Here is a 14,773-nt window from a genome sequence, read left to right on the forward strand (position 1 = left end):
CGACACTAAACTTGCGACCGCAATGTCTCGATTGCGGACGTCAAAGTGACGATCGCATAGACACTCGCCAGGGCCAGTCCCCACACGCCGGCGCCCAGCAGGGTCATGGGCCAAAGGACCATCAGATAGGCGGGCGGGCTGGCCCACCAGCGCCGACGGAAGCGATACAGCCCCGCCCGCTCCGCCAGGCTGCCCAGAATCACCAGCATCAGCGCCAGGACCGGGGCGACTTCATCACCGCCCATCCGATATTGCTGCCACCCCAGCGCCGCGATGGCGAGCGCAGCCAGACCGGCAATCGCCGCCGACTGAGCACGGGCCGCCCCCTGCTCGTCACGCAGGCCCGCCAGCGTCTCGCCCAGGCCGAGACCCAGCGTTCCCGCGATTGCCGCGAACAGGCCCAGCGCGGGGAAACCAAATAGGATCAGCACCAGCCCCAGCGCACCCAGACCGGCACCAGCCCCCCCGGCGACATGGGCGGGCACGGCGCGCTCGACCAGACGCGGCAGGGCGAGCCGTGCGACCGGTGCCAGGATGTAACGATCGAACCAGCTGCGTCGTCCCGACACCAGCCGGGCGACGACCGCACGGCCGCGAGCGTCCAGCGTCTCGGCGCGCTGCACGATGCCATGCCCCGCCTTCTCGGCATCGGCGGGCAGCGGGATATGCGTCGCGCGAGCCTGCGCCGCCATTCGCAATAGGGTAGATTGCAGGTCATAGTCGCGCGGCAATGCGGCGACCTCGGCCACGCGGCGAGGGTCGATCCGGGCTACCCCAGCCCAGGCCATGTGTCCGCCCACCCGCTCCAGCCCCGGCTCGGCCGCCGCCTCGGGCAGCACAATCAGCGCATCGTGCCCGGTGTCGCGCAGGACCATCGCGATGGTGTCCTCGGTGGTGATCAGGCCGTCGGCCAGTACCACCAGCCGCGATAGGGGATGCAGCTTCTCCGCCGCTTCGACCGCGCTGCGCACCGTATCGACCACGACCCCGCGCTGGGCGATGCGCGCAATGGCACCCAGTAGCTCAGGCGTCAGCCGGGCCACGACGATGATGATCTGCGCCGCCCCCGCCGCCATCAGCAGCCGCGCCTGATACTCGATCAGGGTGACGCCTGCGAACGGCAAGGTGGCCGTCAACCGCCCGGGGCGGTCGTCGGCGTCGTCAATCGCGAAAAGAAGACCGGACAGCATGGCGTGCTGTTAGGCGCTTGCCGCCCACCATGCCAGCCCCGAGCGTCCGAAGCGGTCGCCCGCCCCGGTCCCCCCACCGTTCAAAGCCGGGCAACGACCTCGGCGATCTTGTCCAGCAGCGCGGCGTCAGGGGTATCGCGATCCGCCGCCTGTCCCGCCAGGGTCATCAGCGGCAGCGCATTGACGCTGGCGGCCAAGCCCTTGAGTCGCAAGGATGCTTCGCGCCATTCCTGGCCGTCCTCGGCGAGGCGCATCGACTCCAGCGCGCGCGTCACGCCCTCGACGAACGCGCAGCGCAGATCCTGGATGACAGCCGGTTCATCACCGGCCACCGCCGCCAGGGCAGAGTCAATCGTACCGTGCTCATAAGTCATGCGCTCCCCCTAAACCGGGAGAGCCGCTGCACGGAATAGCGCAATTCGCTTTCTGCGACGAACAAACGTGATAAACCGACCCATTGTGACACGGGGGCTCAGATGATCGTGGATTTGCGCGCGGAGCGTCAGGACAGGTCGGACATGCCGGACGTGGATGCCGAGCAGGCGGCCTATCCCGCGCCATTCCCGGCCGAACACGCGGCGCCGTCGCCCCTCCCCGTCGCCGACAGCCCCTGGCTGGACGAAGGCCCCGAACCGGCCGAGCTGACGCCGCCCGCCCGCGCGCCGATGATCCTGGCCATCGCGGCGGCACTGGTCTGGGCCGGGGCGGTGTTGGGCTGGGGGCTGAGCCGCACGTCCGAGCTCTCGCCCGCGACGCTGGCACCGCTGGTCACCATGGCGCTGGCCGGGCCGATGCTGATCGCGATCCTCTGGCTGATCGTGCAGCGGACCAGCCGCGCGGAACAGCGCCGCTTCGCCATGACCGCGCACGACATGCGGGTCGAGGCGATGGCGCTGGAGCGTGCGGTCGAGGCGATCGGCCAGGCGCTGGCCGCGAACCGCTCCGAATTGTCGGCCCAGGCAATTGCCCTGTCCGAAATGGCCCAGGCGGCCGAAACCCGTTTCAACACCATCGCTCGCGATCTGGCCGACGATATCCAGATGGTCGAAGCGCACGGCCGGACGCTGGCCGAGATTGCCGGGACCAGCCAGGCGAGCCTGACCCAGCTGCTCGACGCCCTGCCCCGTGCGGCGGACGAGGTCGGCGAGGCGAGCGATCGGATGGCCGAGGCGGCACGCTCTGCGGAAAGCCATGCGGCGGCGCTCGATGCGCAATTCGTGGCGCTGGGCCGACGCGGGCAGGACGCCGACACGATCGCCAGCGGCGCGGCGCTTCGCCTCGCCAGCCATATCGAACAGATGGAGGCGACCAGCCGGACCGCCAGCGAGCATCTGGAAAACGTCACCGCCAATGTCGCGGTCACCATCGACGAACTGCTCGACCGCACGGCCGAGGCGATCGACCAGTCGCGCAAGGGCATCGCGGCGCAGGGCGAGGCGATGCTGGCGATGGTCAGCGCCAACCAGGCCGCGCTCGACAACGCCGCGCGCAACAGTGCCGACGCGCTGGCCGAACGGATCACCACGGTCGACGGTGCGGTGACGCGCCTGACCGGCGAGTTGGAGGCGCAGCGTATCGCGGGTGAGGCGATGATCGACACGCTCGACACCGCGCTCGACCGAGTGGAGGCACGGATCGCCGTGCTCCATTCCCAGGGGACCGAGAAGTCGCAGATGCTCGCAGCCTCGATCAGCGCGCTGGGCGGCTCGGCCGATGCGATGACCGGTGCGCTGGAGGCGGGCGAGACCATGGCCAACCGCGTCATCGGCACCACCGAAACGCTGCTGATCGCCCTCGATGCCGCCGCGCGCGAGATCGACGAGACGCTGCCCGAAGCGCTGGGCCGACTCGATCAGCGGATGCACGCCAGTCACGAGATCGTGGTGCAGACCAAGCCCGAACTGCTCGCGCTGGTCGCCGCGGCGGAGAGCACGCATGAGGCGATCGAGGCCATTGCCGATGTCATCGCCGAACAGCGCCAGACGCTGGAGACGCTGTCCGGCTCGCTGATCGAAACGCTGACGAGCGGGCGAGCCAAGGCCGATGCGCTGGGCATGATGGTCGACGAGACGATCGACCGCACCCACCGCTTCGCCGACGAGGCCGCGCCGAAGCTGGTCGACGCGCTGCTGCATGTGCGCGAAACCGCCGCGACCGCCGCCGAAAAGGCGCGCGAGACGCTGGCCGAGGTCATTCCCCAAGCCGCGCAGGCGCTGGAACAGGCGAGCGCCGAGGCAATGCGTCGCGCCACCGGCGACACGGTCGAGCGACAGGTCCACGCCATCATCGACGCGACCCAAAGCGCCGTCGAGGCCGCAACCCGCGCGACCGAGCGGCTGGCGCGCCAGGCCGACCTGATCGTCGAGAAGACGGGACTCGTCGAATCGCGGATCGAGGATGCCCGGACCGAACGCGAAGAGGCCGACCGCGACAATTTCGCGCGCCGGGCCTCTCTGCTGGTCGAATCGCTCAACTCGGCGTCGATCGACATCACCAAGATCTATGCGCCCGAGGTCACCGACAGCGCCTGGGCCGCCTATCTGAAGGGGGATCGCGGCGTCTTCACTCGGCGCGCGGTGCGCATCCTGGATTCGCATCAGGCGCGTGACATCGCCGACCTGTATGACGACGATGCCAAGTTCCGTGACCATGTGAACCGCTACATCCATGATTTCGAAGCGATGTTGCGCGGCGTACTCGCCCAGCGTGACGGATCGCCGCTGGGCGTGACGTTGCTCTCCTCCGACATGGGCAAGCTCTATGTCGCGCTGGCCCAAGCGATCGAACGGTTGCGGTAATGGAGTGCGGCGCTCAGCGGTTCAGCGCATAGACCCGCACCCGATGCCCATCGGGATCGAGCGCGACGAAGCTCCGCCCGAAGGGGCGGTCCATGGGCGGCATCAGCATCGTCACACCTTGCGCCACCCACTCCGCGAAACGGGCATCCACACCCTCGCGGCCGTTCTGCTTGAGCCCGATCTCGATGCCTCCCGTGGGGTTATCGGAGGGCGGATCGATCACGTCACGCTGCCAGAGTCCCAGCGCATGGCCGGGCGAAAGGGCGAACAGGGCAAAGGCGTCGCTGACATCCAGCGGCTCACGGCCTAGAATTGGGCGGTAGAATTCCACGCTGGCCGCCGGATCGGCGACGTGCTGCAGGATCGTCGTTTCAGGACAGGTCATGGCATAGCTCCTTGGTTCGAGAAGCCGTGCCTATTCGATACCTGCGTCAGTTTCCGTCAGCAGGAAGCGCTCCAGCGGAAGGTCGTTCGCCTCGCGCCATTCGCGTAGCAGCAGTGTACGGCGACGCGGATAGCGCCCTTCCAGAACGCGCGCCGCAACGATCCGGTCGATGCGAAACGTGCGATAATTGCTCCGCAACTCGCACCAGCCGAGCAGGACATCCGCCCTGTCGAACAAGGCGATCGCAAACGGCCAGACGATCCGTTCCGAAGGCCGCCCCTCCGCATCGCGGTATATCAGTGACAGGCGTCGCTCGCTGCGGATGGCCGCGCGCAAGGGAGCAGGATCGACCTTCGCCTCATAAGGTTCGGAGTGCGGACCGATGAACAAATGAGTACCGCGCATCGCCTCGGCCTGCTCCGGCGTCATCGCGCGCATGATCCATGCGGCGGCACTACGCGCCGCCTGCCCCATCGCGGGGTCCGCGCGCTCGGCGACCCAGCGCGCGCCGAGGACCAGCGCCTCCATCTCCTCGACCGGGAAGCTCATCGGCGGCAGCATGAAACCAGGCTTCAGGCGATAGCCCACCCCCGCCCCACCTTCGACATCCGCGCCCATCGCCTGAAGCGTCGCGATGTCGCGGTAGAGGGTACGCAGCGAGATACCGAGCTGCTCGGCTAGATGCCGCCCGGACACGACGCCGCTCTGGCGGTGCAGTAGGTGCAGCAGATCGAACAGGCGGGACGCACGCGCCATGTCAGACGCCCCGGCTCACCCCGCTCCAGTCGAGCATGTCGGCGGTGATCCAGCCATAGACATAGTTCAGGTAGAACAGCACGAACATCACCGTCGCGACGATCGTCGTGCGAACGAAGAAGCGCCCGATCAGAAAGACGTGCGGCGCGCTCTCGGCGGTGCCGGGGATATGCTCGGCACCGACCTCGTGCGTGGTCCTGACCCCGAAGGGCAGGACCAGGAACACGGCGAGGAACCAGAACAGGACGTAGATCGCAAGGGCCGACGTCCAGTGCATGGCTTATCCCTCGATCAGCAGGACATCGACGATCGGCTTTTTGCCGGTCCAGCGCGTCGCGACCTTGCGCACCGACAGGCGGATGTCCTCGCGCAGCTTGTCGGTGTTGCGGCGCGGACCGTCCACCGCCTTGGCGGCGGCGGCAATGGCCTCGGCGATGAACGCATCGCGCTCATCCTCGACCGGCACACCCTGGACACGAACCTGCGGGCTGCCGACCAGCCGCCCCTTGGCGACCGCGACACCGACCGAAATCTGGCCGTTGATCGCCAGCTTGCGCCGCTCGTTCATCGTCGAGCCGTCCGACGGCAGGATGACGTCGCCGTCCAGCACCAGTCGTCCGACCGGGACATTGCCGATCTTGGTCGCGTTGCCGGGCAGCAGGCGGACCATGTCGCCGTCCGACTGGACCAAGGTCTGCGGTACGCCCTGCGTCGTGGCGAAGCGGGCATGCTCCATCATGTGCCGCATTTCGCCATGCACGGGCATCAGCGTACGCGGGCGCAGCCACTTGTACATCTGCGCCAGTTCGGGCTGGCCGGGGTGGCCCGACACATGGACATGCGCCTGACGCTCGGTGACCATGCGGACGCCCTTGCCCGCCAGGATGTTCTGGATACGGCCGACCGCCGTCTCGTTACCTGGAATCTGGCGCGCCGAGAAGATGACGGTGTCGCCGGTGTCGAGCCGGATCGTATGGCTGCCCTCGGCGATACGCGACAGCGCCGCGCGCGGTTCGCCCTGGCCGCCCGTGGCGACGATCAGGACGCGGTCCTTGGGCAGGCGCATTGCGGTTTCGGGATCGACCGTCTCCGGGAAGCCCTTGAAGTACCCGCAGGCCTTGCCGACCTTCAAAATCCGGTCGAGCGAACGGCCGGTGACGCACAGCTTGCGCCCCGTCTCCTTGGCCACCTCACCCAACGTCACCAGACGCGCGGCGTTGGAGGCGAAGGTGGTGACGACGACACGTCCCTTGGCCTTGGCCACCGTCTCCGCGATGCCGGGACGAACGCTGGCTTCCGAACCCGAGGCTTCGGTGTTGAAGGCGTTGGTCGAGTCGCACACCAGCACGTCGACGCCCATGTCGCCGATCGACGACAGCTGCGCCGGGCTGGCGGGCTTGCCGATGACGGGGGTCTGGTCGAGCTTCCAGTCGCCAGTATGGAACACGCGGCCGACGGCGGTCTCGATCAGCAGCGCATTGGCTTCGGGGATCGAGTGCGACAGCGGCACGAAAGTGAAATCGAACGGACCGACCTCGAACGTCTTGCCCGTCTCCATCACGCGCAGCTTGACGCGGTTCGCGCTGCCCTCTTCCTCCAGCTTGCCGCGGACGAGCCCGGCGGTGAAGGCGGTGGCATAGATGGGCACGCCCAGATCTTCGGCCAGATAGGGCAGCGCGCCGATATGGTCCTCGTGACCATGGGTCAGCACGATGCCGACAAGATCGTCCAGCCGATCCTCGATGAAGCTCAGGTCGGGCAGGATTACGTCGATGCCGGGATAGGCAGGATCGGCAAAGGTGATGCCGCAATCGACCATCACCCACTTACCTTCGGTGCCGTACAGGTTCACGTTCATGCCGATTTCGCCCGAGCCACCGAGCGCGCAGAACAGCAATTCTTTCTTGGGAGTCATTCACTTCCTGACAATGGAACCCCTCCCCGCTGCAAGCGAGGTCCAGGGGCATTAGGTTTTGCGCCGGTCAGGGCGCGGTCATTCTCTCGCGGATGCGGGCGCCCTGCGGGTCTTCGCGGGCTGCCCGATCCGAAACTTCAGCCCTCAATATGGGCGCGTTCCCACAGGATCGCCAGCCCCTGAATGGTCAGGTCGGGCTCGATATGATCGAAAACGTCCGTATGCGGGCTCAGAAGCGCTGCCAGGCCACCGGTCGCGAGCACCTTCACGGGCCGCCCGACCTGCGCCTTCAGCCGCGCGACCAAGCCTTCGATCATCGCGACATAGCCCCAGAAGATGCCGATATGCATCTGGTCGACCGTGTTGCGGCCGATGACGCTGCGGCTCTCCGGCGCCTCGATGGCGATGCGCGGCAGCTTGGCGGCGGCGGTGACCAGCGCGTCGAGCGACAGGTTGATGCCGGGCGCGATGATCCCGCCCTTATAGGCACCCTGATAGTCGCTGATGTCGAAGGTCGTCGCCGTGCCGAAATCGATGGTGATCAGGTCGCCGGGATAAAGCTCATGCGCCGCGATCGTGTTGACCGCCCGGTCCGCGCCCAACGAGGCGGGTTCGTCCACATCGATGGCGATGCCCCATTCCACCGGCGCACGACCGGCGATCAGTGGATCGACCTTGAAATATTTCTGCGCCAGCACCTGAAGATTGTGCAGCGCGCGCGGCACGACCGTGGCGATGATGACGCCGGTCACATCCTCGCGCGCATAGCCCTCCAGCGCGAGCAACTGGCTGAGCCAGACCGCATATTCGTCACCTGTCCTGCGCGGATCGGTGGCGATGCGCCAGCGGCCCTTGATCGTCCGCCCTTCGAGCAGCGCGAAGACCACGTTCGTGTTCCCGGCATCGATCGCAAGCAGCATGAAAGTCCCTCAGACCAGGAAGATATCGCCAGCATGGATGACATGCGCAGAGCCGTCCGCCAAGCCGAGCCGCAACGCGCCGTCGCTCGCCAGCCCGTGGAATGAGCCGGTCAGCACCTGTCCGTCAGGGAGCCGTGCAGTAAGCGGCGTGCCGTGTGGATGCGCCCTCGCCTCCCAGCGCGCAATGATCGCGGACAGGCCCTGTTCGCGCCAGACAGCGATCCAGCGCGTCATCGCATCGGCGAGCCGCGCCTGCATCGCCTCGGGCGTGACAGAGACGCCATGATCGCCGAGCGCGGTCGTGGCGCGGTCGGGTAGGTTCGGGGCCGACGCCAGGTTGATCCCCATGCCGATGACGATCGCATCGCCCGTCCGCTCCAAAAGAATGCCCGACAGCTTGGCCCCGTCGATCAACAGATCGTTCGGCCATTTCAGCGCCAGTCGCACGCCGATATCGGGAAGGCAGGTCCGCACCGCGTCCTCGATAGCCACGGCGGCGGCCAGCGCCAGCGTCGCGGCCATCGGATCGCTGGGCTGCAACCGCACCAGCGTCGAACCATAGAAATTGCCCGAAGGCGAGGACCAATCCCGCCCCTGGCGTCCGCGCCCCGCCGTCTGGCGGTCGGCGCGGAGCCAAAGGCCGTCTTCGCCGCCCGCTTCGGCAAGCTGGCGAAGATCGGCATTGGTCGATCCCGTTTCCGGGACGTGCAGCAATCGGCTCAGAACAACGCCCGAGCGGCCGCCAGCGTCCAGGCGCCCAGCAGCGGGATCGCCAGATAGCCGACCGGCGACACGAACAGCGCCGACAGCGCGATCAGGCCGCTCTCGACCGGCTCGATTTCGGCATTCGCCCAGGCGCCAGCGGGTTCGTCGAAGAACATCGTCTTGATGATGCGCAGGTAATAATAGGCGCCGATCACTGAGGCGACGACACCGATCACCGCCAGCGGGAACAGGCCCGCGGCGACCGCCGCGTTGAACACCGCGAACTTGGCATAGAAGCCGAGCAGCGGCGGAATGCCCGCAACGGAGAACATGAAGAACGCCATCGCCCACGCCAGCGCCGGACGCGTGCGCGACAGACCCGACAGGCTGGCGATCGACTCCAGCGGATTGCCGTTCTCGTCGCGCATGCGAATGACGATCAGGAACGCACCCAGCGTCATGATGACGTAGATGGTCAGATAGGTCAGCACCGCCGCGACACCCTGTGCCGTACCGGCCGCCAGACCAATGAGCGCAAAGCCGACATTGTTGATCGACGAGTAGGCAAGCAGCCGCTTGATATTGGTCTGCCCGATGGCCGCGACCGCGCCGAGGATGATCGACGCGAGCGCCGCGAAGGTCACGATCTGCTGCCACTGCTGCGCGGCCGAGCCCATCGCCTCGACGGCGACGCGAACCGCCAGCGCCATTGCCGCGACCTTGGGGGCCGAGGCGAAGAAGGCCGTCACCGGGGTGGGCGCGCCTTCATAGACGTCCGGGGTCCACATGTGGAACGGCACTGCCGACATCTTGAACGCCAGACCCGCGAACACGAATACCAGGCCGAACATCAGACCCAGCGAGCGCGTGCCCATGGCCGCATCACGGCCATAGGCCGCTGCGATCTGGGCGAAGTCGGTCGAGCCCGAGAAGCCGTAGACCAGCGAGATGCCGTAGAGCAGGATGCCCGAGGCCAATGCGCCGAGGACGAAATACTTCAGGCCCGCTTCGGCCGAACGACCGTCGCGGCGCATGAAGCTCGCCAGCACATAGGCCGACAGGCTCTGCAGTTCGAGACCGACATAGAGGGTCAGCAGATCACCCGCCGACACCATCATGCCCATGCCGACCGAGGAGAGCAGCATGAGGATCGGATATTCGGGACGCAGATCCTCACCCGGCGAGCGGGCGAAGAAACGCGGCGCCATGATGATCGCCACCGCGGTCGCCAGATAGATCAGGACCTTGGCGAAACCGGCAAAGGCATCAGCGCGGTACAGACCACCAAAGGCGAGCCCGCCCGTGGTCGACGGACCGGCGAGTGCGACCATTGCGCCGGCCAGCACGAACACCGCCGCGATGGAGATGCCGCGCGTGGCGTTCGTCCCCCCCCAGGCGGCGACGAGCATCAGCGCGATCGCGCCGAGGGTCAGCACCAGCTCGGGCAGCACCATCAAAAGATTCAACGAATAGCTCATCAGTGCGCCTCCCCGTGCGCAGCTTGGTGCTCAGGGGTGTGGGCAGTCGCGAGTGCAGAATTACCGGCGGTCGGGCGGCTGTCCGAACCCGGATTGGCCCGGTCGATCCGCTGCAGCAGGACCTGCACATCCTTGCGCATCGGCGCGAGGAAGCTCTCCGGATAGACACCCATCCACAGCGTCACCGCCGCAATCGGGGCCAGCAGCCACAGCTCACGGCTCGACAGGTCGGGCATCGCCGCCACCTCGTCCGACTTGATTTCGCCATAAGCGACCCGCCGGTAGAGATAGAGCATATAGGCCGCACCCAGGATGATGCCGGTGGTGCAGAGCAGCGCGGTCCAGGTCGACACCTGATAGGTGCCCATCAGCGACAGGAACTCGGCGACGAAGCCACTGGTGCCCGGCAGACCGATCGATGCCATGGTAAAGAACAGGAACAGCACGGCATATTTGGGCATGTTGATCGACAGGCCGCCGTAACGCGCGATCTCACGGGTGTGCAGCCGGTCATAGATGACGCCGACGCACAGGAAGAGCGCACCCGACACCAGACCGTGGCTGAGCATCATGATCATCGCGCCTTCGATGCCCTGCTGGTTGAAGGCATAAAGGCCGATGGTCACGATCGCCATGTGCGCGACCGACGAATAGGCGATCAGCTTCTTCATGTCGGACTGCACCAGCGCGACCAGCGAGGCATAGATCACCGCCACCGCCGAGAGCGCGAAGATCAGCCAGGTCAGCTGCCCGCTCGCCTCCGGGAACATCGGCAGCAGGAAGCGCAGGAAGCCATAGCCGCCCAGCTTCAGCAGCACGCCCGCCAGGATGACCGAACCCGCCGTCGGTGCCTGCACGTGCGCGTCGGGAAGCCAGGTGTGGACCGGCCACATCGGCATCTTGACCGCGAACGAGGCGAAGAAGGCGATCCACAACCAGGTCTGGACCGAGGCCGGGAAGTCATAGGCGAGAAGCGCCGGGATCGAGGTCGTGCCCGCCGTGCGCGCCATATAGAGCATCGCGACGAACATGAGGAGCGAGCCGAGCAGCGTGTACAGGAAGAACTTGTACGACGCGTAGATGCGGTTCGCCCCGCCCCAGATACCGATGATCAGATACATCGGGATGAGGCCAGCCTCGAAGAAGACGTAGAAGAGGAACAGGTCCTGCGCCGCGAAGGTGCCGATCATCAGCACTTCGGTGAACAGGAACAGGCCCATATATTCCGGGACCCGCTTGTCGATCGCGCGCCAGCTAGCGCCGATGCAGATCGGCATCAGGAACACGCTGAGCATGATCAGCAGCAGCGCGAAGCCGTCGATGCCGAGCGACCAGCCGAACGGGCCGAAGATGCCGGGGGCATGTTCGACGAACTGCCACTGGGCGCCGCCCACATCGAACTGCGTCCAGAGCACGATGCCCAGGGCGAAGTCGATCAGCGTGGCGGCGAGCGCCAGCAGGCGCGCCCCCTGCGCGGTGAGGAAGAGGCAGGCGATCGCGGCAACAGCCGGGACCGCCAGCATGACGGAAAGGATCGGGAAGCCCTGCATCACGCGATCAACCCAAAATGGCCCAGGTGACGGCCGCGGTCAGGCCGATCAACATGACGAAGGCATAGCTGTAGAGGTATCCCGTCTGGAAGCGCGCCGCACCCTTGCTGCCGAGCTGGACGAGCCAAGCGACACCATTGGGGCCGAAGCGGTCGATCGTCTTCTCGTCGCCACGGTGCCACAGGAACCGGCCGATTGCGAAGGCGGGGCGCACGAAGAGGAGATGGTAGATCTCATCGAAATACCATTTGTTGAGGAGGAAGCGGTACAGGATGCGGAACTGGTCCGCGAACTTGGCCGGGAACTCCGGTGCACGGATATAGGTCAGATACGCGGTCAGCAGACCGAGCAGCATCACCACCGTCGCCGACAGCTTCACCCACACCGGCACACCGTGCATCGAGTGCATCAGATGCTCGTTGAAGGCGATCGCGCCCTTCCAATAATGCTCACCCGCGTCCGGCTCGATGAACCAGCCATGGAACACAAAGCCCGCCGCGATCGCGCCGATCGACAGGACGATCAGCGGGATCAGCATGACCAGCGGGCTTTCATGCGGATGATAACCACCGGTGCCTTCCGGCACGTCGGTATGACCGGCGTCGTGCGCATGCGGCTCGTGACCGGCATCTTCCGAATGCGCGTCGTTGTGATGCGCATCATGAGCGTGGCCGTGCGCCTGATCGTCATGGCCGTGGCCATGCGCGTCATGGATCGCGTGCTGGATATTCTCCGACCCGGTCCAGCGCGGCTTGCCCCAGAAGGTCAGGAACATCAGGCGCCACGAATAGAAGCTGGTCAGCAGCGCCGCGATCACGCCCGCCCAGAAGGCGAAGCCCGAACCACCGGCATAGGCGACTTCGATGATCGCATCCTTCGAGTGGAACCCTGCGAAACCGAACGCCATCGGATTGCCGAACAGAGCCGGGATACCGACGCCGGTGATCGCCAGCGTACCCATCATCATCGCCCAGAAGGTGAGCGGGATGTGGCGACGCAGACCGCCATAATAACGCATGTCCTGCTCATGGTGCATGGCATGAATGACCGAGCCCGCACCCAGGAACAGCAGCGCCTTGAAGAAGGCGTGCGTGAACAGGTGGAACATCGCCGCGCCGTACGCGCCGACACCGGCGGCGAAGAACATATAGCCGAGCTGCGAACAGGTCGAATAGGCGATGACGCGCTTGATGTCGGTCTGCACCGTGCCGACAGTCGCGGCGAAGAAGCAGGTGCAGGCCCCGATCACAGTGATGACGCCCAGAGCGGTCGGCGACGTCTCAAACATCGGCGACAGGCGGCACACCATGAACACGCCCGCGGTCACCATGGTCGCTGCGTGGATGAGCGCCGACACCGGGGTCGGGCCTTCCATCGCGTCCGGCAGCCAGGTGTGGAGCCCAAGCTGCGCCGACTTGCCCATCGCACCGACGAACAGCAGCAGGCAGAGCACGGTCATCGTGTCAAAGCGATAGCCGAGGAAGCCGATGGTCGAGCCCGCCATGCCGGGGGCCGCCGCCAGGATCGCCGGGATCGAGACGGTCCCGAACACCAGGAAGGTGCCGAAGATGCCGAGCATGAAACCGAGGTCGCCGACGCGGTTGACCACGAACGCCTTGATCGCGGCCGCATTGGCCGAGGGCTTACGGAACCAGAAGCCGATCAGCAGGTAGGACGCGAGACCCACGCCTTCCCAGCCGAAGAACATCTGAACCAGATTGTCCGCCGTCACGAGCATCAGCATCGCGAAGGTGAAGAGGCAGAGATAGGCGAAGAAGCGCGGCTGATCCGGCTCCTCGCTCATATAGCCCCAGCTATAGAGGTGGACGAGCGCCGAGACGCTGGTGATGACTACCAGCATGATCGCGGTCAGCGAGTCGACGCGCAGCGCCCAGTCGACCGACATGGTGCCGCTGGTGATCCAGTGGAGCACCGGCGTGACGGTCGCGACATTGGCGCCCGACAGATAGCCGATGAAGATCGGCCATGAGAGGGCACAGGAAATGAACAGCGCGCCGGTCGTGACAACCTTGGCGGGTACGTTCCCGATGGCCTTGTTGCCGAACCCCGCAATGGCGGCGGCCAGCAACGGCAGGAAGACGATAGCGAGGATCAACCCGATTACCCCTTCATCCGGTTGACATCGTCGACCGCGATGGTGCCGCGGCCACGGAAATAGATGACCAGGATCGCCAGACCGATCGCCGATTCACCGGCGGCCACGGTCAGCACGAACATGGCGAAGACCTGACCCACCAGATCCTGAAGCGCGGCCGAAAAGGCGACGAGGTTCAGGTTCACGGCGAGCAGGATGAGCTCGATCGCCATGAGGATGACGATCAGGTTCTTCCGGTTGAGGAAGATACCCAGCACCCCCATGGTGAACAGGATCGCTGCAACGACCAGATAATGGACGAGACCGATCGTCACAGTTCCACCCCCTGCCCGATGGGCTGATTGATGTTGCGGATCGCCTCGTGCGGCTGACGCGCATTCTGCTTGGCGATATTCTGCGGACGGACACCGCCGCGCTTGCGATGGGTGAGCACGATCGCGCCGATCATCGCGACGAGCAGGACGAGCCCTGCGCCCTCGAAGATGAACAGATAGCGCGTGTACAGCAGGTTGCCGATCGCCTGGATGTTGGACACCTCGGGCGCGATCGGGGCCGCACGGGCCGCCAACTGCACACCGCCGACGCTCCACGCCTGGAACGCGATGATGACCTCGGCCAGCAAGGCGACGGCGAGTGCCAGGCCCAGCGGCAGATAGCGCGCAAAGCCCGCCCGCATCGCCGCGACCTCGATATCGAGCATCATGACGACGAAGAGGAACAACACCGCAACCGCGCCCACATAGACGATGACGAGCAGCATCGCGATGAACTCGGCCCCGCACAGCACCATGAGGCCCGCGGCGTTGAAGAACGCCAGGATCAGCCACATGACCGAGTGCACCGGATTGCGCGACGCGATCGTGAGCCCTGCGGACACGATCACCACGGTCGCGAAAATATAGAAGGCGATAGCCTGTATCACTGCCTGTCAGGCCCCTTTTCTGTCCGCCCCGAACCGTT

14 protein-coding genes are annotated in these 14,773 nt (G+C 66.0%); 1 reads left to right on the top strand and 13 read right to left on the bottom strand.

Translation table 11 applies throughout. The features are described from left to right. Nucleotides 1-5: 5 nt before the first annotated feature. Together SSA01S_RS08580 and SSA01S_RS08585 are read right to left on the bottom strand one after the other, a co-directional pair. The gene (locus SSA01S_RS08580; RefSeq protein WP_061780068.1) at nucleotides 6-1,190 is read right to left on the bottom strand and encodes a glycosyltransferase family protein; all 1,185 of its coding nucleotides are present in this window, start codon (nucleotides 1,188-1,190) and stop codon (nucleotides 6-8) included. Nucleotides 1,191-1,270: 80 nt separating this feature from the next. Continuing rightward, nucleotides 1,271-1,564, bottom strand: coding sequence for a hypothetical protein (locus SSA01S_RS08585; protein WP_061780069.1), 294 nt, complete (start codon nucleotides 1,562-1,564; stop codon nucleotides 1,271-1,273). 102 nt (nucleotides 1,565-1,666) lie between these two features. Between SSA01S_RS08585 and SSA01S_RS08590 the strand changes: the two genes are divergently transcribed. Then, nucleotides 1,667-3,988 carry a coiled-coil domain-containing protein gene (locus tag SSA01S_RS08590; RefSeq protein WP_240954549.1) on the top strand — a complete coding sequence of 774 codons (2,322 nt, stop codon included), beginning with the start codon at nucleotides 1,667-1,669 and terminating at the stop codon, nucleotides 3,986-3,988. Between the two features lie 13 nt (nucleotides 3,989-4,001). Here SSA01S_RS08590 and SSA01S_RS08595 read toward each other — a convergent pair whose 3' ends face one another. The 11 genes from SSA01S_RS08595 to SSA01S_RS08645 form a co-directional block, all read right to left on the bottom strand. Next, complete coding sequence (locus tag SSA01S_RS08595) at nucleotides 4,002-4,373, bottom strand: VOC family protein (RefSeq protein WP_061780070.1); 372 nt, start codon at nucleotides 4,371-4,373, stop codon at nucleotides 4,002-4,004. A 30-nt stretch (nucleotides 4,374-4,403) separates the two neighbouring features. Next, complete coding sequence (locus tag SSA01S_RS08600) at nucleotides 4,404-5,129, bottom strand: helix-turn-helix transcriptional regulator (protein WP_061780071.1); 726 nt, start codon at nucleotides 5,127-5,129, stop codon at nucleotides 4,404-4,406. A 1-nt stretch (nucleotide 5,130) separates the two neighbouring features. Then, complete coding sequence (locus SSA01S_RS08605; protein WP_058733369.1) at nucleotides 5,131-5,406, bottom strand: DUF1467 family protein; 276 nt, start codon at nucleotides 5,404-5,406, stop codon at nucleotides 5,131-5,133. A 3-nt stretch (nucleotides 5,407-5,409) separates the two neighbouring features. Continuing rightward, nucleotides 5,410-7,044 (bottom strand): ribonuclease J, encoded by a 1,635-nt coding sequence (locus SSA01S_RS08610; protein ID WP_061780072.1) that lies wholly within the window; start codon nucleotides 7,042-7,044, stop codon nucleotides 5,410-5,412. Between the two features lie 137 nt (nucleotides 7,045-7,181). Then, nucleotides 7,182-7,964 carry a type III pantothenate kinase gene (locus tag SSA01S_RS08615; protein WP_061780073.1) on the bottom strand — a complete coding sequence of 261 codons (783 nt, stop codon included), beginning with the start codon at nucleotides 7,962-7,964 and terminating at the stop codon, nucleotides 7,182-7,184. Between the two features lie 9 nt (nucleotides 7,965-7,973). Continuing rightward, complete coding sequence (locus SSA01S_RS08620) at nucleotides 7,974-8,678, bottom strand: biotin--[acetyl-CoA-carboxylase] ligase (RefSeq protein WP_061780074.1); 705 nt, start codon at nucleotides 8,676-8,678, stop codon at nucleotides 7,974-7,976. Between the two features lie 5 nt (nucleotides 8,679-8,683). Next, a complete protein-coding gene (gene nuoN / locus SSA01S_RS08625; protein ID WP_061780075.1) occupies nucleotides 8,684-10,147 on the bottom strand; it encodes an NADH-quinone oxidoreductase subunit NuoN in 1,464 nt (487 codons plus the stop codon). Continuing rightward, nucleotides 10,147-11,697: an NADH-quinone oxidoreductase subunit M gene (locus tag SSA01S_RS08630; RefSeq protein ID WP_061780076.1), complete on the bottom strand. Its 1,551-nt coding sequence runs from the start codon at nucleotides 11,695-11,697 to the stop codon at nucleotides 10,147-10,149. Before SSA01S_RS08630 ends, nuoN begins: the two co-directional genes overlap by 1 nt. A 7-nt stretch (nucleotides 11,698-11,704) precedes the next feature. Further along, nucleotides 11,705-13,819, bottom strand: a complete 2,115-nt coding sequence (gene nuoL / locus SSA01S_RS08635) for an NADH-quinone oxidoreductase subunit L (RefSeq protein WP_156477717.1) — start codon at nucleotides 13,817-13,819, stop codon at nucleotides 11,705-11,707. Continuing rightward, nucleotides 13,819-14,127, bottom strand: a complete 309-nt coding sequence (gene nuoK / locus SSA01S_RS08640) for an NADH-quinone oxidoreductase subunit NuoK (protein ID WP_007404079.1) — start codon at nucleotides 14,125-14,127, stop codon at nucleotides 13,819-13,821. Before nuoK ends, nuoL begins: the two co-directional genes overlap by 1 nt. Then, nucleotides 14,124-14,735 (bottom strand): NADH-quinone oxidoreductase subunit J, encoded by a 612-nt coding sequence (locus SSA01S_RS08645; protein WP_007404217.1) that lies wholly within the window; start codon nucleotides 14,733-14,735, stop codon nucleotides 14,124-14,126. The genes nuoK and SSA01S_RS08645 overlap by 4 nt, the downstream gene beginning before the upstream one ends. Nucleotides 14,736-14,773 lie beyond the last annotated feature (38 nt).

Origin of the sequence: Sphingomonas sanguinis NBRC 13937 (assembly GCF_001591005.1) — a bacterium.
Lineage (GTDB): Bacteria > Pseudomonadota > Alphaproteobacteria > Sphingomonadales > Sphingomonadaceae > Sphingomonas > Sphingomonas sanguinis.

Bases quoted from the DNA above. Each gene is read 5' to 3' on its own strand.
- SSA01S_RS08600 (WP_061780071.1), bottom strand. From the start codon at position 5,129: ATGGCGCGTGCGTCCCGCCTGTTCGATCTGCTGCACCTACTGCACCGC.
- nuoN (WP_061780075.1), bottom strand. From the start codon at position 10,147: ATGAGCTATTCGTTGAATCTTTTGATGGTGCTGCCCGAGCTGGTGCTG.
- SSA01S_RS08580 (WP_061780068.1), bottom strand. From the start codon at position 1,190: ATGCTGTCCGGTCTTCTTTTCGCGATTGACGACGCCGACGACCGCCCC.
- SSA01S_RS08585 (WP_061780069.1), bottom strand. From the start codon at position 1,564: ATGACTTATGAGCACGGTACGATTGACTCTGCCCTGGCGGCGGTGGCC.
- SSA01S_RS08605 (WP_058733369.1), bottom strand. From the start codon at position 5,406: ATGCACTGGACGTCGGCCCTTGCGATCTACGTCCTGTTCTGGTTCCTC.
- SSA01S_RS08610 (WP_061780072.1), bottom strand. From the start codon at position 7,044: ATGACTCCCAAGAAAGAATTGCTGTTCTGCGCGCTCGGTGGCTCGGGC.
- SSA01S_RS08615 (WP_061780073.1), bottom strand. From the start codon at position 7,964: ATGCTGCTTGCGATCGATGCCGGGAACACGAACGTGGTCTTCGCGCTG.
- SSA01S_RS08630 (WP_061780076.1), bottom strand. From the start codon at position 11,697: ATGCAGGGCTTCCCGATCCTTTCCGTCATGCTGGCGGTCCCGGCTGTT.
- SSA01S_RS08595 (WP_061780070.1), bottom strand. From the start codon at position 4,373: ATGACCTGTCCTGAAACGACGATCCTGCAGCACGTCGCCGATCCGGCG.
- SSA01S_RS08590 (WP_240954549.1), top strand. From the start codon at position 1,667: ATGATCGTGGATTTGCGCGCGGAGCGTCAGGACAGGTCGGACATGCCG.